A 23,350-nucleotide genomic window follows, 5' to 3' on the forward strand; every position below is an offset into this window, starting at 1 on the left:
TTATGTATTGAATTTATCTTGAATACAACAACTGTTTGGGTGTTGTATAGTCAAGCCTCACGAGCAATTAGTATTGGTCAGCTTCACACGTCACCGTGCTTCCACACCCAACCTATCAACGTCCTAGTCTCGAACGGCTCTTTAGAGGAATAAATTCCTAGGGAAATCTTATCTTGAGGTAGGCTTCCCGCTTAGATGCTTTCAGCGGTTATCCCTTCCGAACATAGCTACCCGGCGATGCGACTGGCGTCACAACCGGTACACCAGAGGTTCGTCCACTCTGGTCCTCTCGTACTAGGAGCAGATCCTCTCAAATTTCCAGCGCCCACGGTAGATAGGGACCGAACTGTCTCACGACGTTCTAAACCCAGCTCGCGTACCTCTTTAAATGGCGAACAGCCATACCCTTGGGACCTGCTTCAGCCCCAGGATGAGATGAGCCGACATCGAGGTGCCAAACACCGCCGTCGATATGAACTCTTGGGCGGTATCAGCCTGTTATCCCCAGAGTACCTTTTATCCGTTGAGCGATGGCCCTTCCATACAGAACCACCGGATCACTAAGACCTACTTTCGTACCTGCTCGACTTGTGGGTCTCGCAGTTAAGCGCGCTTTTGCCTTTATACTCTACGCGTGATTTCCGACCACGCTGAGCGCACCTTCGTACTCCTCCGTTACTCTTTAGGAGGAGACCGCCCCAGTCAAACTACCCACCAGACATGGTCCTCGTCCCGGATTACGGGACAGAGTTAGAACCTCAACATTACCAGGGTGGTATTTCAAGGACGGCTCCATTGGAACTAGCGTTCCAACTTCAAAGCCTCCCACCTATCCTACACAAGTAAGGTCAAAGTTCAATGTCAAGCTGCAGTAAAGGTTCACGGGGTCTTTCCGTCTAGCCGCGGGTACACTGCATCTTCACAGCGATTTCGATTTCACTGAGCCTCTGCTGGAGACAGCGCCGCCATCATTATGCCATTCGTGCAGGTCGGAACTTACCCGACAAGGAATTTCGCTACCTTAGGACCGTTATAGTTACGGCCGCCGTTTACTGGGGCTTCGATCAAGAGCTTCGCTTACGCTAACCCCATCAATTAACCTTCCAGCACCGGGCAGGCATCACACCCTATACGTCCACTTTCGTGTTTGCAGAGTGCTATGTTTTTAATAAACAGTTGCAGCGGCCTGGTTTCTGTGGCTGCCAATAGCTCAGGGAGCAAGTCCCATCACCGTCAGCAGCGTACCTTCTCCCGAAGTTACGGTACCATTTTGCCTAGTTCCTTCAGCAGAGTTCTCTCAAGCGCTTTGGTCTACTCGACCTGACCACCTGTGTCGGTTTCGGGTACGATTCCTGTGTAACTGAAGCTTAGAGACTTTTCCTGGAAGCATGGTATCAGCCACTTCACTGTACAAGTACAGCTTGCTATCAGTTCTCAGCATAGAGTACCCCGGATTTGCCTAAGATACATGCCTACAACCTTCCACCTGGACAACCAACGCCAGGCTGACTTAACCTTCTCCGTCCTCTCATCGCATTACACAGAAGTATTGGAATATTAACCAATTTCCCATCGACTACGCCTCTCGGCCTCGCCTTAGGGGTCGACTCACCCAGCCCCGATTAACGTTGGACTGGAACCCTTGGTCTTTCAGCGAACGGGTTTTTCACCCGTTTTGTCGTTACTCACGTCAGCATTCGCACTTCTGATACCTCCAGCATACTTCTCAATACACCTTCATCGGCTTACAGAACGCTCCCCTACCACTTGACTAAAAGTCAAATCCGCAGCTTCGGCACATAGTTTTAGCCCCGTTACATCTTCCGCGCAGGCCGACTCGACTAGTGAGCTATTACGCTTTCTTTAAAGGGTGGCTGCTTCTAAGCCAACCTCCTAGCTGTCTATGCCTTCCCACATCGTTTCCCACTTAACTATGATTTTGGGGCCTTAGCTGGCGGTCTGGATTGTTTTCCTCTTGACTACGGACGTTAGCACCCGCAGTCTGTCTCCCGGATAGTACTCATCGGTATTCGGAGTTTGCATCGGTTTGGTAAGTCGGGATGACCCCCTAGCCGAAACAGTGCTCTACCCCCAATGGTATTCGTCCGAGGCGCTACCTAAATAGCTTTCGGGGAGAACCAGCTATCACCAGGCTTGATTAGCCTTTCACCCCTATCCACAAGTCATCCCCTGGCTTTTCAACGACAGTGGGTTCGGTCCTCCAGTTAGTGTTACCCAACCTTCAACCTGCTCATGGATAGATCGCCTGGTTTCGGGTCTATACCCAGCAACTATACGCCCTATTAAGACTCGATTTCTCTACGGCTCCCCTATGCGGTTAACCTCGCTACTGAATATAAGTCGCTGACCCATTATACAAAAGGTACGCAGTCACACCACGAAGGTGCTCCCACTGCTTGTATGCATGCGGTTTCAGGATCTATTTCACTCCCCTCACAGGGGTTCTTTTCGCCTTTCCCTCACGGTACTGGTTCACTATCGGTCAGTCAGGAGTATTTAGCCTTGGAGGATGGTCCCCCCATATTCAGACAAGGTTTCACGTGCCTCGCCCTACTCGTCATCATTGTGTGTGCCCTTTCGTGTACGGGAATATCACCCTCTACGTTCGCACTTCCCAGAGCGTTCCACTAGAACACACACAACTTAATGGGCTGATCCCCGTTCGCTCGCCGCTACTAAGGGAATCTCAATTGATTTCTTTTCCTAAGGGTACTGAGATGTTTCACTTCCCCTCGTTCGCTTCAATAACCTATGTATTCAGTTATTGATACCCGCCTTTTAGCGGGTGGGTTCCCCCATTCAGATATCTCCGGATCAAAGGATATTTGCCGCCTCCCCGGAGCTTTTCGCAGGCTATCACGTCTTTCATCGCCTCTGACTGCCAAGGCATCCACCACATGCACTTAATTACTTGACTATACAACCCCAAACAGTCGTTAACACATACAAGTGAGTGTTATCGTTGCAAACTTAATTGCTACTGGTTTGTTGTCTGTGAACTTAATCACCATACAGCTTCAATCTAAATTCATATACCAAAACGCTTGATTCAGTGTTTTTGCTAGTTCTCAATTTCATTCTTTCGAATGAATTGAGTGAACAATTTATTTCAGACTCAATTCTACTAATCTGTTAATGATTAACTACAGCCTCGTCAGCTTGCAGTAAACTGTGATAAATCACAGAAGTTAATAAGCGTTTAACTTACTAAGTTCTGTAATCTTTAGCTCGTACTTCGTAAAGTACGTGGTGGAGACTAGGAGAGTCGAACTCCTGACCTCCTGCGTGCAAAGCAGGCGCTCTACCAACTAAGCTAAGTCCCCAGCTTACAATCATCATGAACGATATATCTTTTTATCTAGCAGCTTGTGATTATTCATCACTTCGTCAGTAGTGGTGGGTCTGACAAGACTTGAACTTGTGACCCCACGCTTATCAAGCGTGTGCTCTAACCAACTGAGCTACAGACCCTCAGATACATCTTCGAAGAACAACTTGTTGTGGATTCTTACCAGTCACCAATCTTTCGTTAAGGAGGTGATCCAGCCGCAGGTTCCCCTACGGCTACCTTGTTACGACTTCACCCCAGTCATCGGCCACACCGTGGTAACCGCCCTCTTTGCAGTTAGGCTAGCTACTTCTGGTGCAACAAACTCCCATGGTGTGACGGGCGGTGTGTACAAGGCCCGGGAACGTATTCACCGCGGCATTCTGATCCGCGATTACTAGCGATTCCGACTTCATGGAGTCGAGTTGCAGACTCCAATCCGGACTACGATCGGCTTTTTGAGATTAGCATCCTATCGCTAGGTAGCAACCCTTTGTACCGACCATTGTAGCACGTGTGTAGCCCTGGCCGTAAGGGCCATGATGACTTGACGTCGTCCCCGCCTTCCTCCAGTTTGTCACTGGCAGTATCCTTAAAGTTCCCATCCGAAATGCTGGCAAGTAAGGAAAAGGGTTGCGCTCGTTGCGGGACTTAACCCAACATCTCACGACACGAGCTGACGACAGCCATGCAGCACCTGTATCTAGATTCCCGAAGGCACCAATCCATCTCTGGAAAGTTTCTAGTATGTCAAGGCCAGGTAAGGTTCTTCGCGTTGCATCGAATTAAACCACATGCTCCACCGCTTGTGCGGGCCCCCGTCAATTCATTTGAGTTTTAGTCTTGCGACCGTACTCCCCAGGCGGTCTACTTATCGCGTTAGCTGCGCCACTAAAGCCTCAAAGGCCCCAACGGCTAGTAGACATCGTTTACGGCATGGACTACCAGGGTATCTAATCCTGTTTGCTCCCCATGCTTTCGTACCTCAGCGTCAGTATTAGGCCAGATGGCTGCCTTCGCCATCGGTATTCCTCCAGATCTCTACGCATTTCACCGCTACACCTGGAATTCTACCATCCTCTCCCATACTCTAGCCATCCAGTATCGAATGCAATTCCCAAGTTAAGCTCGGGGATTTCACATTTGACTTAAATGGCCGCCTACGCACGCTTTACGCCCAGTAAATCCGATTAACGCTCGCACCCTCTGTATTACCGCGGCTGCTGGCACAGAGTTAGCCGGTGCTTATTCTGCGAGTAACGTCCACTTATCCAAGATATTAGCTTGGTAAGCCTCCTCCTCGCTTAAAGTGCTTTACAACCATAAGGCCTTCTTCACACACGCGGCATGGCTGGATCAGGGTTCCCCCCATTGTCCAATATTCCCCACTGCTGCCTCCCGTAGGAGTCTGGGCCGTGTCTCAGTCCCAGTGTGGCGGATCATCCTCTCAGACCCGCTACAGATCGTCGCCTTGGTAGGCCTTTACCCCACCAACTAGCTAATCCGACTTAGGCTCATCTATTAGCGCAAGGTCCGAAGATCCCCTGCTTTCTCCCGTAGGACGTATGCGGTATTAGCATTCCTTTCGGAATGTTGTCCCCCACTAATAGGCAGATTCCTAAGCATTACTCACCCGTCCGCCGCTAGGTCCAGTACCGAAGCACCTTCCCCCGCTCGACTTGCATGTGTTAAGCCTGCCGCCAGCGTTCAATCTGAGCCATGATCAAACTCTTCAGTTAAAATCATTTGCACCTTAGTTAAGACAAGGTGCCAATTCTGGCTCATCAATTACTGACTTAATATTCGCTCAAATAAACTTCGAGAAATTTAAACCAATTAATCAATGAAAATATATTCGATCGATCAACCAGTAAAAATCCACACAAGTTGTTCTTCTATTCTCTTAATGATCTTCTCGATGATTCGTCATCATCAAGCTAGGTCGGCTATATTACTCTAAATTTCTTTAAAGTCAACTGGTAATTTAGATATTTTATCAACTTATCAATCACACCAAGAATCTAACTACTTTAAGCCAAATCCTTGTTTATCAACAAGTTTTTATCTGCATCACCGCCGATGGATGTGCATTCTACAGCATTCACATAACAACACAACCCCTTTTCTTTCTTTTTATTACTAAGCGAACGTTTTTAGATCAAATTTACATTTCTTCTTATATTTTGTTAGTGAATTTGCTTTAATAAAGGATGAATAATTAAATCGTATTTCTTTTACATAGCTATTGCGTTAAGTGACGCAATCACTTTATGACAGTATTTCGCTCAAAGCGATTAAGGATTTATATGCATTACTCCAATTTTATCTTGCTTGGGTTATTAACTGCTGGAGCATGTTCATCCGTATTTGCTCAGAATGAATTGGCAAACGCAACAAGCTCAACCACAGATGTGCAATCAACGCCAACAACCACAACTCAAAAAGTATCCACAATTCAAGCAATCAAAGAACTTAAACATTTAACTAAAGATGATTTAAAAGTAAATGCAAATGCAGCCCAACCAGATGAAGTAAAAGATCCTCTACAAGGCTTAAACCGTAAAATCTTTACCTTTAATGACGCTCTAGATCGTAATTTACTCAAACCTGTCGCTATACAGTACACGGCTAAAGTTCCAGAACCGGTACGTAGTCCCTATCGTCAATTTAGAAAAAATTTAGGAGAACCTTGGAATGCAGTCAACCAAATCATTCAAGGCAAACCTAGCCGTGCAGCAAAAACTTTAGGGCGTTTCACTATTAATACATTAACAACATTAGGTTTTGCAGATCCCGCACGTCGCTTGGGTCTAGACACTGAAGAAGAAAGTTTTGGTGTAACTCTTGGTTATTATGGCGTCCCATCTGGTCCGTATGTCATGTTACCTTTTTTCGGTCCAAGTACATTCCGTGATGGTTTTGGTTTAGCTGCAGATAGTTTTGGTCGCCCACAAAAATACTTATTAGATGATCAAGAAGGTATTTATTGGTCAACCAATGTACTACAAGCTATTGATACACGTTCACAAATTCTAGATCTTGAGGAAACACTCAAAGGCGATAAATACTCAATGATTCGCGACTTCTATTTACAACGCAAAGCGTTCCAAATCGCGGAAAAACGTGGTGATTCGAATGATATTTCTTTTGTGAATGGTGAAGATGATTTTGATGATGATTCCTCACTTGATAGTGATACTGAGTAATTGATTAATAATATTGTTTTACAAACTTTAGTGTTACTACGTTATTTAGACCTTAGTAACACTATGTTTTAGGTCATCTTTCATCTATGATGAATTAAAAAATGATCACCCAAAGGATTGACTATTCGTCTATGTATTTCATCCAGCCCACGCGCTCAATACCTTATTTAGATCAAGCTTTAACCGAGTTACCAAATCTACAAGTCATTCAAGTTCACGATTTGGATTTATATGATCAAACAATTATTGCCATTGCTGATGTACAAGATTTTTTAAATTTTCAATGGAAACTCCCAACAATCGTTTTAGCTTTTGAACATGAAGGTGCAGCATTGGCACAGGCATGGGAAATGGGAGCATTAGCTGGCTGGATGTGGGATAATTTACCCAAAAATCCCAAGCAAGCCTTATTTAAAATTGATGCGCAATATAAACGGAATCAAGATAGCCGCGATTTGCCCTCAGCTGCTGAATTACAAAAGCGCCTACTACCGAATCCTATCGAACTTCCCAACTATCAGTTTGAATCTTTTTTTCAACCTTCTGCCTATTTATCTGGGGATTGGTATGACTATTGGCGTCTAAATGATAATGAGGTTTTATTTTATCTTGCTGATGTTTCTGGACATGGTGTGACGAGTAGTTTATTGACTTCCTGGATGGCAGCCTTCCATGGTCGTTCAAAAACACCAAGTCAGTTAATCCAAAAGCTTAATGCAATGTTGATGCAAGAAAATATCGAAAAACATATTACTATGGTCGCAGGTATTTTAAATTTAGCCACCCATGAAGTTCGTTGGTCTAGTGCTGGGCATTATCCACCACCAATTATTTTTGAACCTAATCAGCCACCACAAATTTTAACCACTAGTAGCTTCCCTTTAGGCCTTACTGAAGAACTAGAAGTGGAAGAGCACCATTGCTTCCTTCCCCCTCATGCACGCTTTATTTTATGTTCAGATGGCGCATTAGAACCATTTGATGGCAGACTCAATGACCAATTTAATCAATTGGTTGAACACCTTCAAAACAATGCTTTCAAAGCTCCAGAACATGTTGCTGACGACATTGCAATCTTAAGTTTATGCCGATTGAATTAATTTTAAAATCAATATCTTAACTAGATATCAGCATCCAAGTACTTGTGTCTAGAATATCACTATGGGATAATTTTATATCCTTTCTCTGAAAATGGCATTTATATGTCAACAGGTCATGTTGAATATGCAAGTTTGAACGGAACGCATATTTTCAAGCTTATTGGCGAAGTGCGTGCTCACTCTTGTATAAGTCTAGACAAACTACTCAACCGAATTGAACAGCAACAGAATGTTGTTGGTGCAATCGTTGACTTAACCCAAACCACGTTTATTGACAGTACTGTTTTAGGCATACTGGCAAAATTAGGTTTAAAACTTAAGCAAGTTCACCATATACAAGCCGTCATGCTTTCAACGAATCCAGATATTACAACTTTAGCCAACAGTATGGGCTTAGGACAAGTATTTGTGATTTTGAATTATTGCGGTGATCCTAATGTATGTACATTGGAACTTACTGATGAGCAAGTTACGCACAGCGCCATGTTAAACACAGTACTTGATGCGCATAAAACCTTGATGCGTTTAAATGAAAATAACCAAAATATGTTTGAACCACTGGTTAAACAGTTGCAAAAAGAACAAGATTGCTTAAGTAACAACGATCATAAGCAAAATGCTTGATCGTTAAATTACATATTCAGGCTTGCTTATGAACCTACTTTCCGTTGCACAAATGAATTCTCAAGATGACATTGAATCAAACTTCTCTGTCATCGAATCATTAATTCAACAAAGTAAGGCCCAAGCTGCTGAACTGATCGTTTTTCCAGAAAACTTTGTTTGTTTTGCTGCGGGTAAACAACGTCAAACCGCAGAACAATTTGAAAGTATTCAAAGACGGTTAGAGAATTTAGCACATCGTCATCAGATTTGGATTATCGCTGGCACTCTTCCTTGTCCATACCGCCCTGATGGTTCAATCATTTCTGATGGTCGGGTTCGTACGGTAAGTTTATGCATTAGTCCTGAAGGTACTGAAGCACGTTATGACAAGATTCATTTGTTTGATGTTCAAGTCGGTGATGCTGTCGGCGGCTATCAAGAATCAAAGTTTTTTGAGCCAGGTGATCAAGTTGTTGTAGCCAAAACCCCTTTTGGTAATATTGGTCTTATGGTGTGTTATGACATACGTTTTCCTGAGCTTGCATTAATGCTACGCCAACAAGGAGCTAATATTCTAACAGCACCTGCGGCTTTTACTCATACGACGGGTCAATTGCATTGGCAACTGCTACTTCAGGCACGTGCAATGGATAGCCAATGTTATGTTTTAGGTGCAGCACAACAAGGCTGGCATGGTCAACAACGCCAAACATGGGGCCATGCAGCAATAACAGATAGTCGTGGGCAACTCCTACAAATGGTGAACACTGAAGGTCATGCTTTAATTACCAGTGCAATTGATCTAACAGAACAAAATACCGTTCGTCTCTCAATGCCATTGATGCAACATCGTCGATTATTAACTTATTAACTTATTGCTTTAGAATACTGACAATAGACTTGATCAGATTTTATCTGACTGAACTGGTCAACTTTCAATTATAGAATAGGACTCAAATCGTGATTTAATACAAAGTATTGAATGACATAGAACCCAAGTAAAATGTTCTTTGTTTAATAACCCATTCCTATCACTTTTTTATTTTAAGCTTTTATTCATGTTTAGATTGATTGCAGCATTTTTATTTTTAGGGGCAACTACACAACTACATGCAACATCTGCAGAGGAAACTCAACACCAAGAGTTAACACAAATATCCAACCGCTCTATGACACCACAAAATCTGTCATTAAATGCATTTGGTCAATGGGTTATTGGCTGGGGTACTGGCCCAGAAGGCGCAAGACAACGTCTAGATTATATTCAACGTGAAGATGTGGCTATTATGAAGCAAAAAGGCACAACACTAGAAATGATTCGTGCATGGCAACAATATTATGAAAATGAAGCTCAGAATAGCACCAACAATCCAACAGCACGTTATCGTGCTCGCCTTATGAAAAAGATTGCGGAACTCTGGTAATTTAATATTGAGTTAAGTTTTTGGTATGCGCATAAGTCTCAGCACTTATGCTTTTGTATTTTAAATGATGAGTAAAGTTAGTAAAAATCGATTGATAACATTGAAAGTATAAAATTCCGAATATTCAAACTCTTGATGCTTATCTCTGTATTAACTTTGAAGCACCAGAATACTAGGAGCCCAAAAAGTCTACAAAAGATAGAAAGCTCCCTTACAACCATACATACCAAAGATGACAGGATACACAACGCTTCCTGACTTGTACTTTAATGTAGATCAAGTACGATCAAATAGCATTGAATAGTATTATTAGGAATAAGAATTATGTCTCTTGAACAAGTTGTTTATCGCGCAAAAGTAAAAGCGACTGGCGGTCGTGATGGTCGTGCCACCTCTTCTGATGGTGTATTGGATGTCAAATTAGGTGTTCCCAAAGAAATGGGCGGTGCTGGTGGTGAAGTGACCAATCCTGAACAGCTTTTCGCTGCTGGTTATTCAGCATGTTTCTTAGGTGCTATGAAGTTTGTCGCAAACCGAGATAAATTAAAAATTACCCAAGATGCTTATGTCGAGGGTGAAGTTGGGATTGGCCCCATTCCGAATGGTTTTGGGATCGAAGTTACATTGAATGTATATCTAATTGGTTTAGAACAGGCCGAAGCTGAACAACTCGTGGCTGCTGCACATATCGTTTGCCCTTACTCAAATGCGACACGCAATAATATCGATGTGAATTTTAATGTCGTAACTGCTTAACTACATGAATAAAAAAAACAGCATGCGATTCGCATGCTGTTTTTTTATAATCTTAATTAAAGCTTACTCTTCAGCAGCTTCATTGGTAACTCGTAAGACTTCCTCTAAAGTGGTCTTACCTGCCAATACCTTTAATAAGCCATCATCACGAATAGACGCAGCTTGACGACGTGCATGATTTTCCAACTCGTATTCAGCAGCATTACCATGAATCAAACGGCGCATTGACTCATCGACAGGAACAATTTCATAAATCGCAGTTCGTCCACTAAAACCTACATGTGAGCATTTATCGCAACCATGAGGTTCTGGCAGCTCCATATGCTCATCTACTTTTAGATGTTGAAATACTTGCCGCTCAAAAGCATCTGCTTTACGCCAAGTCACACAATGTGGACATAAGGTACGCACAAGACGCTGTGCAATTACACCAATCAATGAGCTTGCCAGCAAGAAGGGTTCAATCCCCATATCTTTTAACCGTGTTACCGCACCAATTGCAGTATTGGTATGCAGTGTTGATAGCACCAAGTGACCCGTTAAAGAGGCTTGTACTGCAATTTCCGCAGTTTCTAAATCACGGATCTCCCCTACCATCACCACATCAGGATCTTGACGCAACATGGCTTTAAGCGCACGCGCAAAGGTCATATCCACTTTGGTATTCACTTGCGTTTGCCCAATGCCTTCCAACTGATATTCGATTGGGTCTTCAGCCGTCAGAATATTGCGCGTATTGTCATTCAGATCTGAGAGGGCTGCATATAAAGTGGTGGTTTTACCCGAACCTGTTGGTCCAGTTACCAAGATAATGCCATGAGGACGATGCACCAACTGAGTCAAACGATCATAATCATTTTGCATTAAACCTAAATGGGTCATATTTAAACGCCCAGCTTGCTTATCCAACAAACGCATCACCACACGCTCACCATGCGATGATGGCAATGTTGAAACACGCACATCGACTTCACGTCCAGCAAGACGTAATGAAATACGACCATCCTGAGGGATACGCTTTTCAGCAATATCCAACTTTGCCATGACTTTGATACGTGAAACCAATAATGGTGCTAATTCACGACGTGGTTGTACGATTTCTCGAAGCTGACCATCCACTCGTAAACGTACTGAAAGTTTTTTCTCGAAAGCTTCGATATGAATATCAGATGCGCTTACTCGAATCGCTTCAGACAATAAGGCATTGATCAACCTGACGATTGGCGCATCATCTTCTTGATCCATTAAATCTTCAGCCTCAGGTACTTGATCAGCAAGACTCAACAAATCCGGATGATCTTCCAAGCCCGCCGCAACTTGCTGCGACTCACCTGTATCTCCTGCATAACTCGAGCTTAATAGAGCATGAAATTCTTGATCGGTACACAATTGATCATGTCCCGACTTCCCCAAAATTCGTCGTGCTTCCTGCAAAGCAATTCGCGCAGTATCCTTGCGACGCACAATAAAAACTTGATCACCTTCGTAACGGAATAAAACACCATGACGTTTGGCAAAACTATAAGGAATTTGTATTTGTTTAAGTATTTGCATCACACAAATAATGATAAGAGAAAGTATTGAGTGTACTCTAAGCAGATTACAGCGTGAAGTCTGTTTAGCATACTCACAAAGGAATTTTGCATCTTGTCTCAAAATAATCAATACGAAACTCCACATTCAAACAATTTGAAGTGGTGGGGCGAACAAAAATTCGATATTCAACAAGCCAAAGCTTGGCAATTCGGTTCATTGCTATTCCGCCTTACTCGTGGAATCAAAGAATGGCGTTTAGAATATCATCGCCCTCAATCTCAGCATGACTATGAACAGCAATGGCAAGTATTGCTGGATACAGAGTTTGCAATGCCACACCCTGCAAAAATTGAACGCTATATGTTTCATAAAACCAATGATAGCTTTCATTTAATGCCTCGCTTAGCGGATCGATCCGTGGTAATTAAACCCGTCGATCCGATTTATATCCCCGCAGGTCAACGTGGTACGCTCTATATCAGCACACCGTTATGGATTGCAGGCTTAGTGGATGGCTTAAGCGAACCGTTATTCGACATTCCTGTCATTCAACCTAAAGACACTTGGTTTGGTAAAAGTCCTCAACAAGGTGAAGTTTGTTACGCCACTTCTGTTGATGGTCGAACTGATCTCAACTTATTACCACCCCGTGCCTTTCGAGCCGTTACACCGATTGAATTTCACAACACCAGTCATCATCAGCTACGTTTTGATCGTATGAATGTCCCAGTTCCAGCTCTACCACTATTTTATAGTGAAGGTACGGGACGACTATGGACCTCGAAAATTAAAGTTTATTATGATGGTGCAGAGTTAGTGCGCATTCGAATTGAAAATCGAACACCACATCAGGCAGGTGAAGTCACTTATATTCATCCACCACGCTCACCTAATAGTACTTTTTTAAATATGTTTGACTCATTCTTTTAAGAGGTTGCTATGCCAGAAACTAATATTCCAAAAGATGTTGCTAGCAACCTAACCAATATTTTTACTAATATTAATTTTGAACGGCTTAGTGAAATCGCAGTAGCCATTATCTTGTGCTTAATTGGTTTTGTGATTGCCCGCTTAATATCCAATGCGTTTATACGTACGATTGGCAGCCGTTTCAATGCACACCAACGCTTACTATGGCGTCGGGGTATTTTTTACTTCATTTTCCTGTTATTCATTATGACCAGTTTGAGAGAAGCAGGATTTAAACTCAGTGTTTTCTTAGGTGCAGCGGGTATTTTAACCGTAGCCCTTGGTTTTGCCTCGCAAACCTCTGCCACCAACCTGATTAGCGGTCTATTTTTGATTGGTGAAGGCTCATTTGAAGTGGGAGATACCATTCAAATCACACTGATTCGCGGTCAAACTATTGAAGGTGAAGTGATCTCAATTGACCTCTTATCTGTAAAACTTCTGACTCTGGATAATGTCTATATTCGACTTCCCAATGAACAACTGATTCGAACTCCAGTAATGAATTTATCCAAGTATCCGATACGAAGGATTCCTATCACACTGGCAATTAATTTCCATGAAGATATCATTAAAGTCAGACAAGTCTTGTTAGAGGTTGCTGCAAAATATCCACTAGTTATGGATGACCCCAAACCCGCAGTCGCTGTCACTGCATTTAGAGAATCCACCATCGAACTTTTATTTTCAGTATGGTGTCGCCAAGAAAATGCACTAAAAGTACGCGATGAAATGCAAGAACGTGTTCGCAATGGCTTTTTAGAAAATTCAATCGAGATTCCAGTGCCTAAAATGGGCTTAATTGACCGACCGCTACCATTAGAAAATGATGAAATCGATCAATATGCAAATCAGAAAGCACTCAAAAAAGAACCGAAAGAGAGCTAATCAGCTCTCTTTTCGAGTTTGCTCAAGTGCAGGCGGTAACGGCGCTAAATAAGCAATCACCAACATAATTGCCCCAGAACCAATAAATGAAATGACTCGTGTTAACGTACCACTTTGGGATAGATCCAATAATAATAGTTTGGCGACCACAATTCCTAACAATGCCGCCCCAACAAACCAAATCTGGCGAATATGACGGCGGCTAGAAAAAGTCATCAGAATAAATGCCAGAATAACCCAAAGCAACGTTAAACTTAATTGCACATCACCATTCGACCAAATCGCCATACTCCATAATGGGGTGCTGAAATAATGATGCATTGCTCGTACTACCACACTGCTCAAAACCAATAATCCCATCAAAATCGTCGAGACTTTAAAGCTCCATTCAATTGAATGTTCGATGCTGAAATCATGATGATAAATAATCCAAATCAGACCAGAAAACATCAACAATGAGAAAATATCGGTAAAATTTAACAGCGGGAGAAAGTAATATTTCTCTGCAGAATAAGGATCTAAATTAATCAACAACAACCAAAACAAGGTTAAGCACCAAATAGGTAATTGGTGAAGTAACTGCATTCGTTTTGAGCTGAACGACCACAGCCCATAGAGAAGTGGAACAATTGCAAGCGCGACAATTGGCATCGCTGGAAATAGAGCTAAACCAATAATCGCTAGACTTAACCACAACAAGGTTGACCAAATATCTGTAAATACTTTGGAATCAGAAAACTTGAGACGAAGTAGCATCAGACTGAGAAGCACAGCCGCCACCGCAAAAGTAATCTGACTTAACGTACTTGGCCAATGCCATACTGCATATACATTGGCTGCAAAACTTGCTACATAAAGTAAAAACAACAAGCCTGCCAATAAAATCAACTGAATACTATCCCAGCGTACTTGATCTTTATAATCAACAAGTAAGCTATAAAGTACAAGTAACCCTGTTGCAATAGCTAAATATGAACTTAAACCATGTTGTTGCCATTGCATGAACTCTACACCCGCAATCGCTCCTGCATACATGCCCAAAATGACAAATATGCCACTCAGCATACGTGCACTGAAGTATTTCTCCACTTCCTGATAATGTAGTAAATAAAATGCTGAAATAAATTGAGCCAATGCATAAATCACAGTACTCAAAATTGGAAACTGCTCAGTTGACCATACTTGAAAAATCAATGCCACTGAGCTTAACAACACCAAAGCAACCCCAATATAACGGCTAAGACGATAACGTTCCGTTACCCCCCAAACAATTAAAGCAGTTCCTTGAATTACCCACCCCGTTGAAGTCCAATGTGCACCTTTGGCCAATGGAAAAATCAGTGCCAAAAATACTACGGCAAGAATAAAAAAGCTTTTTGCCAAAATCGAAAGCTGTGGATATTGACGCTTAATCCAGATGTTTAAACCTAAATAAATCAAGGCAAGCGCAACAGCACCCCAAGTCAATGCTTGAGTCGAGTTATGCATCAGATAAGCATGCAAAGAAAAACCTAATACCGGCACACTAAAAATCAATCCGATATCTAAAATCGGCTGCAAACGAGGCATATCTGGTTTCACATCATCATGCTGCTTTTGAGCACGTAACATCAACTGGCTATAGCGAACACTCAACCAAATGAATAATGCAATATGCAACCAAAGGATGATATCCAGCGTATTAAACTGTTGACGATCAGCATAAATGCCAATCACAGCACCACCGATTAACATCGTGGCAAAAAAAGCAATTTGATGCAGAATTTTCCAAGGCTGAATAAAATTAACAACAGCAACAGCAAGGTTAATAAGGAAGTAATAAGAAAACAGAAAAATTACATCTGGATGGTGTTGCGGAATCACCAACGGCGCAAGATAAGCCATGGTCAATGCCAACAATGCCAAATACAGGGCTTGTTGCTTTAAACTGAGATAAACAGTCAGCGAGAGCAAAATCACGAATAAAATGCTTGCACTCTTTAGACTTGCAATCACACTAAAATGATGTGAGAAGATCAATGTCAGAAAAACGACTGCCAATCCTAGACCTTGTAAAGCAACTGCAAATAACTGATTTTTCTTTTGTAATATATATCCTACAAATGTCGTTATACCTCCAGCAGTGGCAATAAAGCCAAGCTTGGCACCCAAACTTAACTGCCAATGTTCACTTGCAAATCGGAGCAATAAAACAACCCCAACCATGAGTACAGCCACGGCAACACGCAAAATAGGATTGCCATGCATCATCCAATCAACAGCAGGTCGCCACCACTTTGGTTGTTCGATTTGTTTTGAACTCATCTCATCTATAGAAGATTGTGTGGTTTGATCATGGACAGGTGGTTGATCAGCACGCATCCATGCAGGCTGCTCTGATTGTGGCCTGGAAGCGGATAATGGCGATTGTGGTAATGGGGCTTGAGTCAAGGAGTCTTGATTTTGGAGTTGTGGGGACACCTTCGTAAGATTGTCAGTTTTAGACAGATCCTGATGATATTGTTCTAAATGTAAAAGTCGCGTTTGAAATGCACTTATGGTTTGAATCAGACACAGGATGAGTACCAATAGCGCCCCACCAGCCAACCACATCCACGTATTTGCATAAGCAAAAAGTGCAATCAGTGAAGTACTATATATAACGATTCGTTGAACAGTAATACTCGCCGTTTGTGCAAAATAACTGGGTGCAGCCTGTTCCAATTGGCGTAAACGCTGATGAATCTCAGAAAGAATGTGCACAATAACGACAGTTAAACCAATTGATGCTGCAACAATTGTTGCTTGCCACTGAAAAGCAACAGCGCAACCCAACAAAACAGTCAAAGCAATTAGAACAATTATAATTCCCTGTTTATCTTTTTTATACATAGGCTTAGATCAATAATAACAAATTTATTAAATCTATCTTACTGGATCACTGGGTAAGCAGCTATTTTTACATACAAAATTCTGCAATTTTTAAACGACACTACCCGCCGCATGACGACATCACAACAGGGACAATCCAGACTTTTTCACGTAAAATAGCCGTCAGTTCATAATAAGGATTTGCATAATGCCACCTTTTGTCTTGGTTGACGGGTCTTATTTTTTATTTCGTGCTTTTCACGCTTTACCACCATTAACCACATCTACTGGCTTACATACTAATGCAATACGTGGTGCAATTTCTGCGATTCAAAAACTTATGCGTCGTACTCAACCGACGCATATGGCGGTAATTTTTGACACACCAGAACCTACCTTTCGACATAAATTATCACCAATTTACAAAGGCGATCGTCCAAGTATGCCTGAGGAGTTGTCACAGCAAATTCCTTATTTACATGCACTGATCAAAGCACTAGGTATCCCCCTCTACAGCCTTCCTGGTGCTGAAGCCGACGATATCATAGGAACACTTGCTAAACGTGCTGTACAAGAAGGTCATCATGTCCTCATCTCAACAGGAGATAAAGATATGGCGCAACTTGTCAATCCACATGTAAAGCTAGAGGATAGTTTCAAAGAGCGTGTTCTTGATGAAGCAGGTGTTTTAGAAAAGTTTGGGGTACATCCTCATCAAATTATTGATTATCTTACGTTGATGGGCGACGCCTCTGATGGCATCATGGGAGTTCCTGGCGTAGGTGCTAAAACAGCAGCAAAGCTACTCACCGAATATGGCTCACTCGACAATATCATAGCCAATGTAGATCAACTCAAAGGCAAAATTAGCCAGAATATCAAAGATAATTTGGACAATATTAAAATTGACCATCAGCTTGCGAGTATAGTCTGTGATCTTGATTTAGCCTTAGATTGGCATGATCTTAAACTCAGCAATCCGAATATTAATCAATTACGTGATCTCTATACTGAATTAGAATTTCGTAATCAATTACAGTCTTTGGATCATCCTAACAACCCAAATACGCCTGCATATCAACAGACCTCGCAAAGTATTGTTAAATCAGAACAGAAAACTGAGCAAGTCATCGCCGAGGATCATGCCAATCTCTCTAGTCAAGATGATCAATTAGGTGATGCAACTTATCATACGGTGCTCACGCAAGCAGATTGGGCGACATTGTTGCAACGCATGCAACAAGCAGATCATTTTGCGATTGATACAGAAACAACCAATTTAGATTATCGTATTGCTGAACTTGTTGGTTTCTCAGTCGCATTTGATGCACATGATGCCTATTATGTTCCTGTTGCTCATGATTATGAAGGAGCACCTGAACAACTCAATCGTGAACATGTTCTGGAACAGATCAAACCGATTCTCGAAAATGAACAAGTAAAGAAAATCGGACACCATTTAAAATATGATGCTCATATCTTTGCCAATCATGGTATTACGATCCAAGGTTGGTACTTCGACACCATGCTCGCTTCTTATGTATTGAATGCAGCAGCGACACGACATGGTATGGATGATGTAGCACGCGTTTATCTCAGCCATTTAACAACCACTTTCGAGCAAATTGCAGGCAAAGGTGCGAAACAAAAATCCTTTAACCAAATTGAACTCGAAGTTGCTGCACACTATGCTGCTGAAGATGCTCATGTAACCTACCGTCTATATGAAGTGTTATCCGCTAAACTTAAGCATCATCCTGAACTTGTCAATATTCTACATAACATCGAAATGCCAGTTGCACGTGTACTGACAGGTATGGAAGAAGATGGGATTAAGCTTGACCACGCTTTCCTAGATCAACTCAGCGTTGAATTCTCTGAAACTATGCAAACTCTAGAGAATCAAGCCACCGAATTAGCAGGCGAAGCATTTAACATCGCCTCTCCAAAACAAGTTGGTGAGGTGCTATTTGATCGTTTAGGCCTCAAAGGTGGTAAAAAAACAGCTACTGGTCAATACAGCACCAGTGAAAGTATTCTAGAAAAAATCGAGCATCCTTTAGCAGAAGTAATTTTAGAGCATCGTGGTTTAGCTAAACTTAAAAATACTTATACAGATCGCTTGGTTGAACAATCACATGATTCTACACACCGCGTACACACGAGCTATCATCAAGCTTTGACAGCAACTGGACGCTTATCTTCAACCGATCCAAACCTACAAAATATTCCAATTCGTACACCAATTGGTCGTCAAATCCGCAGAGCTTTTATTGCGCCTGAAGGTCGTGTCTTGTTGGCTGCCGATTATTCACAAATTGAACTTCGTCTTATGGCGCATTTTTCTCAAGATGATGCGCTGGTCCATGCGTTCCAACAAGGTCAGGATGTGCATCGTCGTACTGCTGCTGAAGTACTTGGTATTGATATTGAAGATGTCACCAATGACCAACGTCGCCAAGCAAAAGCCGTCAATTTCGGTTTACTTTATGGGATGTCTGAATTTGGTTTAACTCGTCAATTAGGGTTTACACGGGAAGAATCTCGTAGCTATATCGCGCGTTATTTCCAGCGTTATCCAGGTGTCTTGGATTATATGGAACGTACCCGCCAAATTGCTCGCGAACAAGGTTTTGTAGAAACCATTCTAGGTCGTCGTCTGTATACACCTGATATTTTGGCAAACAATAAAATGATCAAACAAGCTGCTGAACGTGCTGCGATTAATGCACCACTGCAAGGCAGTGCTGCCGATATCATTAAACTTGCCATGATTGCAGTTGATAAAGTTCTACCAAAAGACCAAGCGAAACTTTTACTTCAAGTACATGATGAATTGGTATTTGAAGCAGATGTGGCCGTGGCAGATGAACTGTCAAAACAAATTGCAGAGGTGATGCAATCTGTCTTAGATATCTCGGTTCCTTTTGTAGTTGAAGTGGGACAAGGTCAAAACTGGGATGCTGCACACTAACCCGCTGAAATAAAAAAGAGATGCTTAGCATCTCTTTTTTTATTGACTCATTATTCTAAAACCAAGCTTAGATAATCGCTCTAAGCATAGTTTCAGCAACAAACAATACCAAAAATGCAAGAATCGGTGATAAATCAATCATCCCCATATTCGGCATTACTTTACGGAATGGTGCAAGAATTGGTTCAACCAGTTCCTGAATAACTTCAATATATGGCGATCTGAATTGTGAAAGCATCATAATCCAACTGCAAATAATAAAAGCAAAAATCATATATTTAAGTAAAGTCACCAAAGACAATAACATTTCTTTGATCGTTGAAACGATAAAGTAAATGGTACTTCCTGTGCCAATACCCGATAAATGCTTTTCTCCCCACATTTTCAAGAAATAAAGCAAAACCACCAAAATTAATGCTGCTAAATTTACTCGCCCTTTGCCAACGGTTGGGAAAATACGACCAAATATATCTACAATCTTCGTTGCTTTCGCAGTGGAAAGCACCACAGGATTATAAGGACTGACTGCCGCCAATTGCATTAAAAAACGGAAAAAGACCAATAAAATTGCAACATTGATCAAAACACCAAAAATTAGCGCAGAACTTGCACCCATAATTGTCTTATCCTACTTAAACCGATTTAGTCTTGTCACTTAACTCTTGCGCTAGCTCTTGGCTACGCTTTTGAGCTGCTGCAAGTGCTGCTTGAATATTCTGTGAAATCTGTGCACGATCAAACACCTCTAAAGCTGCCTGTGTCGTACCATTTGGAGAAGTCACATTTTTACGTAATTCTGCGGGAGAATTAGAACTGGTAATTGCCATTTGCGCAGCGCCTAACGCAGTCTGTAAAGTCAATGCTGTAGCGACTTTTTCATCCAGACCAAGATTTTTACCAGCACGAATCATACTTTCCATTAAATAGAAAAAGTAAGCTGGGCCAGAACCTGATACTGCTGTCACCGCATCTATTTGAGCCTCATTATCCACCCAAATCGTCAAACCAGTCGCCGCTAAAATTTGACTGGTTAATTCACGATCTTGCGTCCCCACTGCAGCTGATGCATAAATCCCATGCGCGCCAGTTTGAACCAATGCTGGTGTATTTGGCATCACACGAACAATACGCTGGCTTCCACCAATTAAGTCTGAAATAGTTTGAATCTCAGCTCCAGCAATAATGGAGATCACAAGTTTATCTGACAACAGCCCTTTTAATGGTTGTAATACCGTTGCCAACACTTGTGGTTTAACTGCAAGAACAACCACATCAGCATTTTTAATTGCTTCGCCATTATCTGTAGTTGTTTGAATTCCTTTTTCTTCTAATATTTGACGAATCTGCTCAACAGGATCTGAAACTGTAATGCGGGTTACAGGTAAACCGCGTGAAAGTAGCCCACCAATCAAGGCTTGCGCCATGTTACCGCCGCCAATAAAACAGATATTTTGATTCAATGAAGTCGCCATGTCCTACTCGTCATGTGAAAAAGACTGATCAGAAAAATCATTACAGTCAGAAATTAAACTTGGTTGCCAACCGCCCTGTACCACATACTCAGATTGTGCCAACCAAAAACCCTTTGGGCTAAAAACCCCAAGCATAACATTATCTACGATTAATATTTGAATTGTATGACGCAACCAAGGCAAAATCTGTGCTTCTTGTATCGCTTTCTTGAGCGGCCAATGCCCAACTCGACCATAAAGATGAATTTTTTCCCCACCTTGTCGCTTGATCAGCTTTAATTCTCGCCCAAGTAATTCTGAAGCAAGTCCTACGGTTTGAGAAATAATTTCAAATTTTCCAGCTGCAACCTGTATAGATTTCCCCCAAAAGAAACAGTGTGAGGTAATATTAGGGAGTTTTAAAACTTTTTCAGCGTACAACTGATCATATGTAAGGCGGTATAATTTTTTCTGGTAACGCACATAATAATAAGCATTAATATGTAAAGTTGCTTGTGCATCAGGTTTTGCAAAAATCACCTCATCTCGAAGACGTTTTACCATCTCATAACTTGGGCGATACTGATCTTTACCTTTAATCCAAGCTGAAAGTAATTGACGTTGTCGTGCAGCGGAAAGCTGATCTAATTTAATCAAATCAAGCTGATTATCGATAACACATTGCTGATAATCCGCCTTTAACACATCCCCCAAGATTTCAGCAGCATCCTGCATCAAATAACTTGTCCGTGCTACAGCCGACTGCATTTTAGGGAAGCGCTTTTCTAAGACGTTCCATAACTCTTCTCTGCACCACGCCCGATCATAATGGATATCCGAATTAGTCGGATCAATTACATACTCAAAGCCGAGTTGATTTGACCATTGTTCAATTTGCTCTCGGCTTAAATTCAAAAAAGGGCGCCAAATGGTAAAATCTTTCCGTTTGTCAATTTGCTGCATTGCAGCCAACCCATTGACACCAGCCCCAGAAAATAACCGAAGTAATAAAGTTTCAGCTTGATCCTGTTGATGATGTGCCAGCACAAGAATTTCATTACAATCTAAATGTTGTTGATACGCTTGATAACGGGCATGCCGTGCTTGTTGCTCTAAATTGCCTATTTCAATAGATACCTTTTGAATAACACATGGAATATTCAAAGCTTCTGCATATTTTTGGACAAGCTCTCCCCATTCAGTACTCACCTGCTGTAACTGATGATCAATATAAATTGTACGGGTTTGCGTGGGGAAAAGTTCAGACATCAGATACAGCAACAGCATGGAATCCATGCCGCCGCTACACCCAATTAAGAATCGAGTTTGTTCTGTAAAATTCTGTGCTTGTGTTAAGACGCGATGCCTAAATTGCTGCTGCCAAACTTCATTAAACGCTGATAACGTGCTTCGCATCGTGCTTGTGCATCCATTGGTTGCAATTCATCTAGAGCTTGTTTTAACACATCTTTTAGGTCATGCATGACTTTTTCTGGATTTAAATGTGCACCATCACCTTCATCCACAACGTATTCAACAATCCCTAAAGCTTGCAGTTTATCAGCCGTCAATGCCAATGCTTCACTTGCTTGGGCTGCTTTTTCAGCTGTCTTCCATAAAATAGATGCGCAACCTTCAGGAGAAATCACTGAATAAATACTATGTGACAACATAATCACACGATCAGCAACACCAATACCAAGCGCACCACCAGAACCACCTTCACCCAATACAGTGGCAATCACAGGAACTTTTAAACTAGAAAGTTGTGCCAAACTGGTCGCGATCGCTTCTGCTTGACCACGCTCCTCTGCACCCACTCCAGGATATGCCCCCATGGTGTCAACAAAGGTAAATACTGGTAAATTAAACCGTTCAGCCATATCCAGTAAACGTTGCGATTTACGGTACCCTTCAGGATTACACATACCGAAGTTGTGTTGTAACTTTTCACGAGTACTACGTCCACGATGTTGACCGACCACCATGACCGGCTGACCATCAAAACGTGCTAACCCACCAATCATGGCACCGTCATCACCAAACAAACGATCACCATGTAGTGCATCAAACTCGGTAAAAATTTCACTTACATAATCGAGAAATTGCGGACGCTCAGGATGGCGTGCAATTTGAACCGTAGTCCAAGCCTTGGACTGAGTCGCTTTATTTTTCATACGTCGTAGAAAATCCCTAACAAGGATATAAGGTATGTCGACACTGTTTTAAGCTGCTTACAAT

15 protein-coding genes, 2 tRNA genes and 2 rRNA genes are annotated in these 23,350 nt (G+C 42.0%); 9 read left to right on the forward strand and 10 right to left on the reverse strand.

The window, feature by feature from the left end; all coding sequences use genetic code 11:
- Positions 1–46: 46 nt before the first annotated feature.
- The 4 genes from F2A31_RS12475 to F2A31_RS12490 all read right to left on the reverse strand — a co-directional run bounded on the left by F2A31_RS12475 (position 47) and on the right by F2A31_RS12490 (position 5,088).
- A 23S ribosomal RNA gene (locus tag F2A31_RS12475) occupies positions 47–2,938 on the reverse strand.
- Between the two features lie 330 nt (positions 2,939–3,268).
- A tRNA-Ala gene (locus tag F2A31_RS12480) sits at positions 3,269–3,344 on the reverse strand.
- A 71-nt stretch (positions 3,345–3,415) separates the two neighbouring features.
- A tRNA-Ile gene (locus F2A31_RS12485) sits at positions 3,416–3,492 on the reverse strand.
- Between the two features lie 59 nt (positions 3,493–3,551).
- A 16S ribosomal RNA gene (locus F2A31_RS12490) occupies positions 3,552–5,088 on the reverse strand.
- The 16S and 23S rRNA genes sit together here with 2 tRNA genes alongside, the layout of an rRNA operon.
- 567 nt (positions 5,089–5,655) lie before the next feature.
- Here F2A31_RS12490 and F2A31_RS12495 point away from each other — a divergent pair.
- The 6 genes from F2A31_RS12495 (at position 5,656) to F2A31_RS12520 (ending at position 10,441) form a co-directional block, all read left to right on the forward strand.
- Positions 5,656–6,555: an MlaA family lipoprotein gene (locus tag F2A31_RS12495; protein ID WP_150026635.1), complete on the forward strand. Its 900-nt coding sequence runs from the start codon at positions 5,656–5,658 to the stop codon at positions 6,553–6,555.
- A 131-nt stretch (positions 6,556–6,686) separates the two neighbouring features.
- Positions 6,687–7,655 carry an RsbU family protein phosphatase GigA gene (gene gigA, locus F2A31_RS12500; RefSeq protein WP_150027811.1) on the forward strand — a complete coding sequence of 323 codons (969 nt, stop codon included), beginning with the start codon at positions 6,687–6,689 and terminating at the stop codon, positions 7,653–7,655.
- Positions 7,656–7,757: 102 nt separating this feature from the next.
- Entirely contained in the window at positions 7,758–8,279 is a 522-nt protein-coding gene (gigB, locus tag F2A31_RS12505; protein ID WP_150026636.1) for an anti-anti-sigma factor GigB, read from the forward strand.
- A gap of 28 nt (positions 8,280–8,307) precedes the next feature.
- Positions 8,308–9,132: a carbon-nitrogen hydrolase family protein gene (locus tag F2A31_RS12510; protein WP_150026637.1), complete on the forward strand. Its 825-nt coding sequence runs from the start codon at positions 8,308–8,310 to the stop codon at positions 9,130–9,132.
- 187 nt (positions 9,133–9,319) lie between these two features.
- Positions 9,320–9,685 (forward strand): DUF4951 domain-containing protein, encoded by a 366-nt coding sequence (locus F2A31_RS12515; RefSeq protein WP_150026638.1) that lies wholly within the window; start codon positions 9,320–9,322, stop codon positions 9,683–9,685.
- A gap of 324 nt (positions 9,686–10,009) precedes the next feature.
- Positions 10,010–10,441 (forward strand): organic hydroperoxide resistance protein, encoded by a 432-nt coding sequence (locus F2A31_RS12520; protein ID WP_150026639.1) that lies wholly within the window; start codon positions 10,010–10,012, stop codon positions 10,439–10,441.
- 63 nt (positions 10,442–10,504) lie between these two features.
- On the opposite strand, the gene gspE is transcribed toward F2A31_RS12520, so the two are convergent.
- Entirely contained in the window at positions 10,505–11,995 is a 1,491-nt protein-coding gene (gene gspE, locus F2A31_RS12525; RefSeq protein ID WP_005085264.1) for a type II secretion system ATPase GspE, read from the reverse strand.
- Positions 11,996–12,088: 93 nt separating this feature from the next.
- On the opposite strand from gspE, the gene F2A31_RS12530 reads away from it, so the two are divergent.
- Both F2A31_RS12530 and F2A31_RS12535 read left to right on the forward strand, forming a co-directional pair.
- Entirely contained in the window at positions 12,089–12,907 is an 819-nt protein-coding gene (locus tag F2A31_RS12530; RefSeq protein WP_150026640.1) for a hypothetical protein, read from the forward strand.
- 9 nt (positions 12,908–12,916) lie between these two features.
- Positions 12,917–13,834 carry a mechanosensitive ion channel family protein gene (locus F2A31_RS12535; RefSeq protein ID WP_150026641.1) on the forward strand — a complete coding sequence of 306 codons (918 nt, stop codon included), beginning with the start codon at positions 12,917–12,919 and terminating at the stop codon, positions 13,832–13,834.
- Here the strand turns inward: F2A31_RS12535 and F2A31_RS12540 are convergent, their stop codons facing one another.
- Entirely contained in the window at positions 13,835–16,705 is a 2,871-nt protein-coding gene (locus F2A31_RS12540) for a DUF2339 domain-containing protein (RefSeq protein WP_150026642.1), read from the reverse strand.
- Between the two features lie 187 nt (positions 16,706–16,892).
- Between F2A31_RS12540 and polA the strand changes: the two genes are divergently transcribed.
- Positions 16,893–19,658, forward strand: coding sequence for a DNA polymerase I (gene polA, locus F2A31_RS12545; RefSeq protein ID WP_150026643.1), 2,766 nt, complete (start codon positions 16,893–16,895; stop codon positions 19,656–19,658).
- A 67-nt stretch (positions 19,659–19,725) separates the two neighbouring features.
- On the opposite strand, the gene F2A31_RS12550 is transcribed toward polA, so the two are convergent.
- The 4 genes from F2A31_RS12550 to F2A31_RS12565 are packed head-to-tail and all read right to left on the reverse strand — an operon-like array spanning position 19,726 to position 23,286.
- The gene (locus F2A31_RS12550; RefSeq protein WP_004637981.1) at positions 19,726–20,274 is read right to left on the reverse strand and encodes a YggT family protein; all 549 of its coding nucleotides are present in this window, start codon (positions 20,272–20,274) and stop codon (positions 19,726–19,728) included.
- A 16-nt stretch (positions 20,275–20,290) separates the two neighbouring features.
- On the reverse strand, positions 20,291–21,130 hold the full coding sequence (proC, locus tag F2A31_RS12555; protein WP_150026644.1) for a pyrroline-5-carboxylate reductase: 840 nt from the start codon (positions 21,128–21,130) through the stop codon (positions 20,291–20,293).
- A 3-nt stretch (positions 21,131–21,133) separates the two neighbouring features.
- The gene (tilS, locus tag F2A31_RS12560; RefSeq protein WP_407643281.1) at positions 21,134–22,405 is read right to left on the reverse strand and encodes a tRNA lysidine(34) synthetase TilS; all 1,272 of its coding nucleotides are present in this window, start codon (positions 22,403–22,405) and stop codon (positions 21,134–21,136) included.
- Between the two features lie 56 nt (positions 22,406–22,461).
- Positions 22,462–23,286: an acetyl-CoA carboxylase carboxyltransferase subunit alpha gene (locus F2A31_RS12565; protein ID WP_150026646.1), complete on the reverse strand. Its 825-nt coding sequence runs from the start codon at positions 23,284–23,286 to the stop codon at positions 22,462–22,464.
- Positions 23,287–23,350: the final 64 nt, after the last annotated feature.

This window comes from Acinetobacter suaedae (assembly GCF_008630915.1).
GTDB classification, from domain to species: domain Bacteria; phylum Pseudomonadota; class Gammaproteobacteria; order Pseudomonadales; family Moraxellaceae; genus Acinetobacter; species Acinetobacter suaedae.

What these genes read in the sequence shown, in the direction of transcription:
- polA (WP_150026643.1), top strand. Translation starts at nt 16,893, where the DNA reads ATGCCACCTTTTGTCTTGGTTGACGGGTCTTATTTTTTATTTCGTGCT.
- F2A31_RS12535 (WP_150026641.1), top strand. Translation starts at nt 12,917, where the DNA reads ATGCCAGAAACTAATATTCCAAAAGATGTTGCTAGCAACCTAACCAAT.
- F2A31_RS12540 (WP_150026642.1), bottom strand. Translation starts at nt 16,705, where the DNA reads ATGTATAAAAAAGATAAACAGGGAATTATAATTGTTCTAATTGCTTTG.
- F2A31_RS12510 (WP_150026637.1), top strand. Translation starts at nt 8,308, where the DNA reads ATGAACCTACTTTCCGTTGCACAAATGAATTCTCAAGATGACATTGAA.
- gigB (WP_150026636.1), top strand. Translation starts at nt 7,758, where the DNA reads ATGTCAACAGGTCATGTTGAATATGCAAGTTTGAACGGAACGCATATT.
- F2A31_RS12550 (WP_004637981.1), bottom strand. Translation starts at nt 20,274, where the DNA reads ATGGGTGCAAGTTCTGCGCTAATTTTTGGTGTTTTGATCAATGTTGCA.
- gigA (WP_150027811.1), top strand. Translation starts at nt 6,687, where the DNA reads ATGTATTTCATCCAGCCCACGCGCTCAATACCTTATTTAGATCAAGCT.
- F2A31_RS12515 (WP_150026638.1), top strand. Translation starts at nt 9,320, where the DNA reads ATGTTTAGATTGATTGCAGCATTTTTATTTTTAGGGGCAACTACACAA.
- proC (WP_150026644.1), bottom strand. Translation starts at nt 21,130, where the DNA reads ATGGCGACTTCATTGAATCAAAATATCTGTTTTATTGGCGGCGGTAAC.
- gspE (WP_005085264.1), bottom strand. Translation starts at nt 11,995, where the DNA reads ATGCAAATACTTAAACAAATACAAATTCCTTATAGTTTTGCCAAACGT.
- tilS (WP_407643281.1), bottom strand. Translation starts at nt 22,405, where the DNA reads ATGGATTCCATGCTGTTGCTGTATCTGATGTCTGAACTTTTCCCCACG.
- F2A31_RS12520 (WP_150026639.1), top strand. Translation starts at nt 10,010, where the DNA reads ATGTCTCTTGAACAAGTTGTTTATCGCGCAAAAGTAAAAGCGACTGGC.
- F2A31_RS12565 (WP_150026646.1), bottom strand. Translation starts at nt 23,286, where the DNA reads ATGAAAAATAAAGCGACTCAGTCCAAGGCTTGGACTACGGTTCAAATT.
- F2A31_RS12495 (WP_150026635.1), top strand. Translation starts at nt 5,656, where the DNA reads ATGCATTACTCCAATTTTATCTTGCTTGGGTTATTAACTGCTGGAGCA.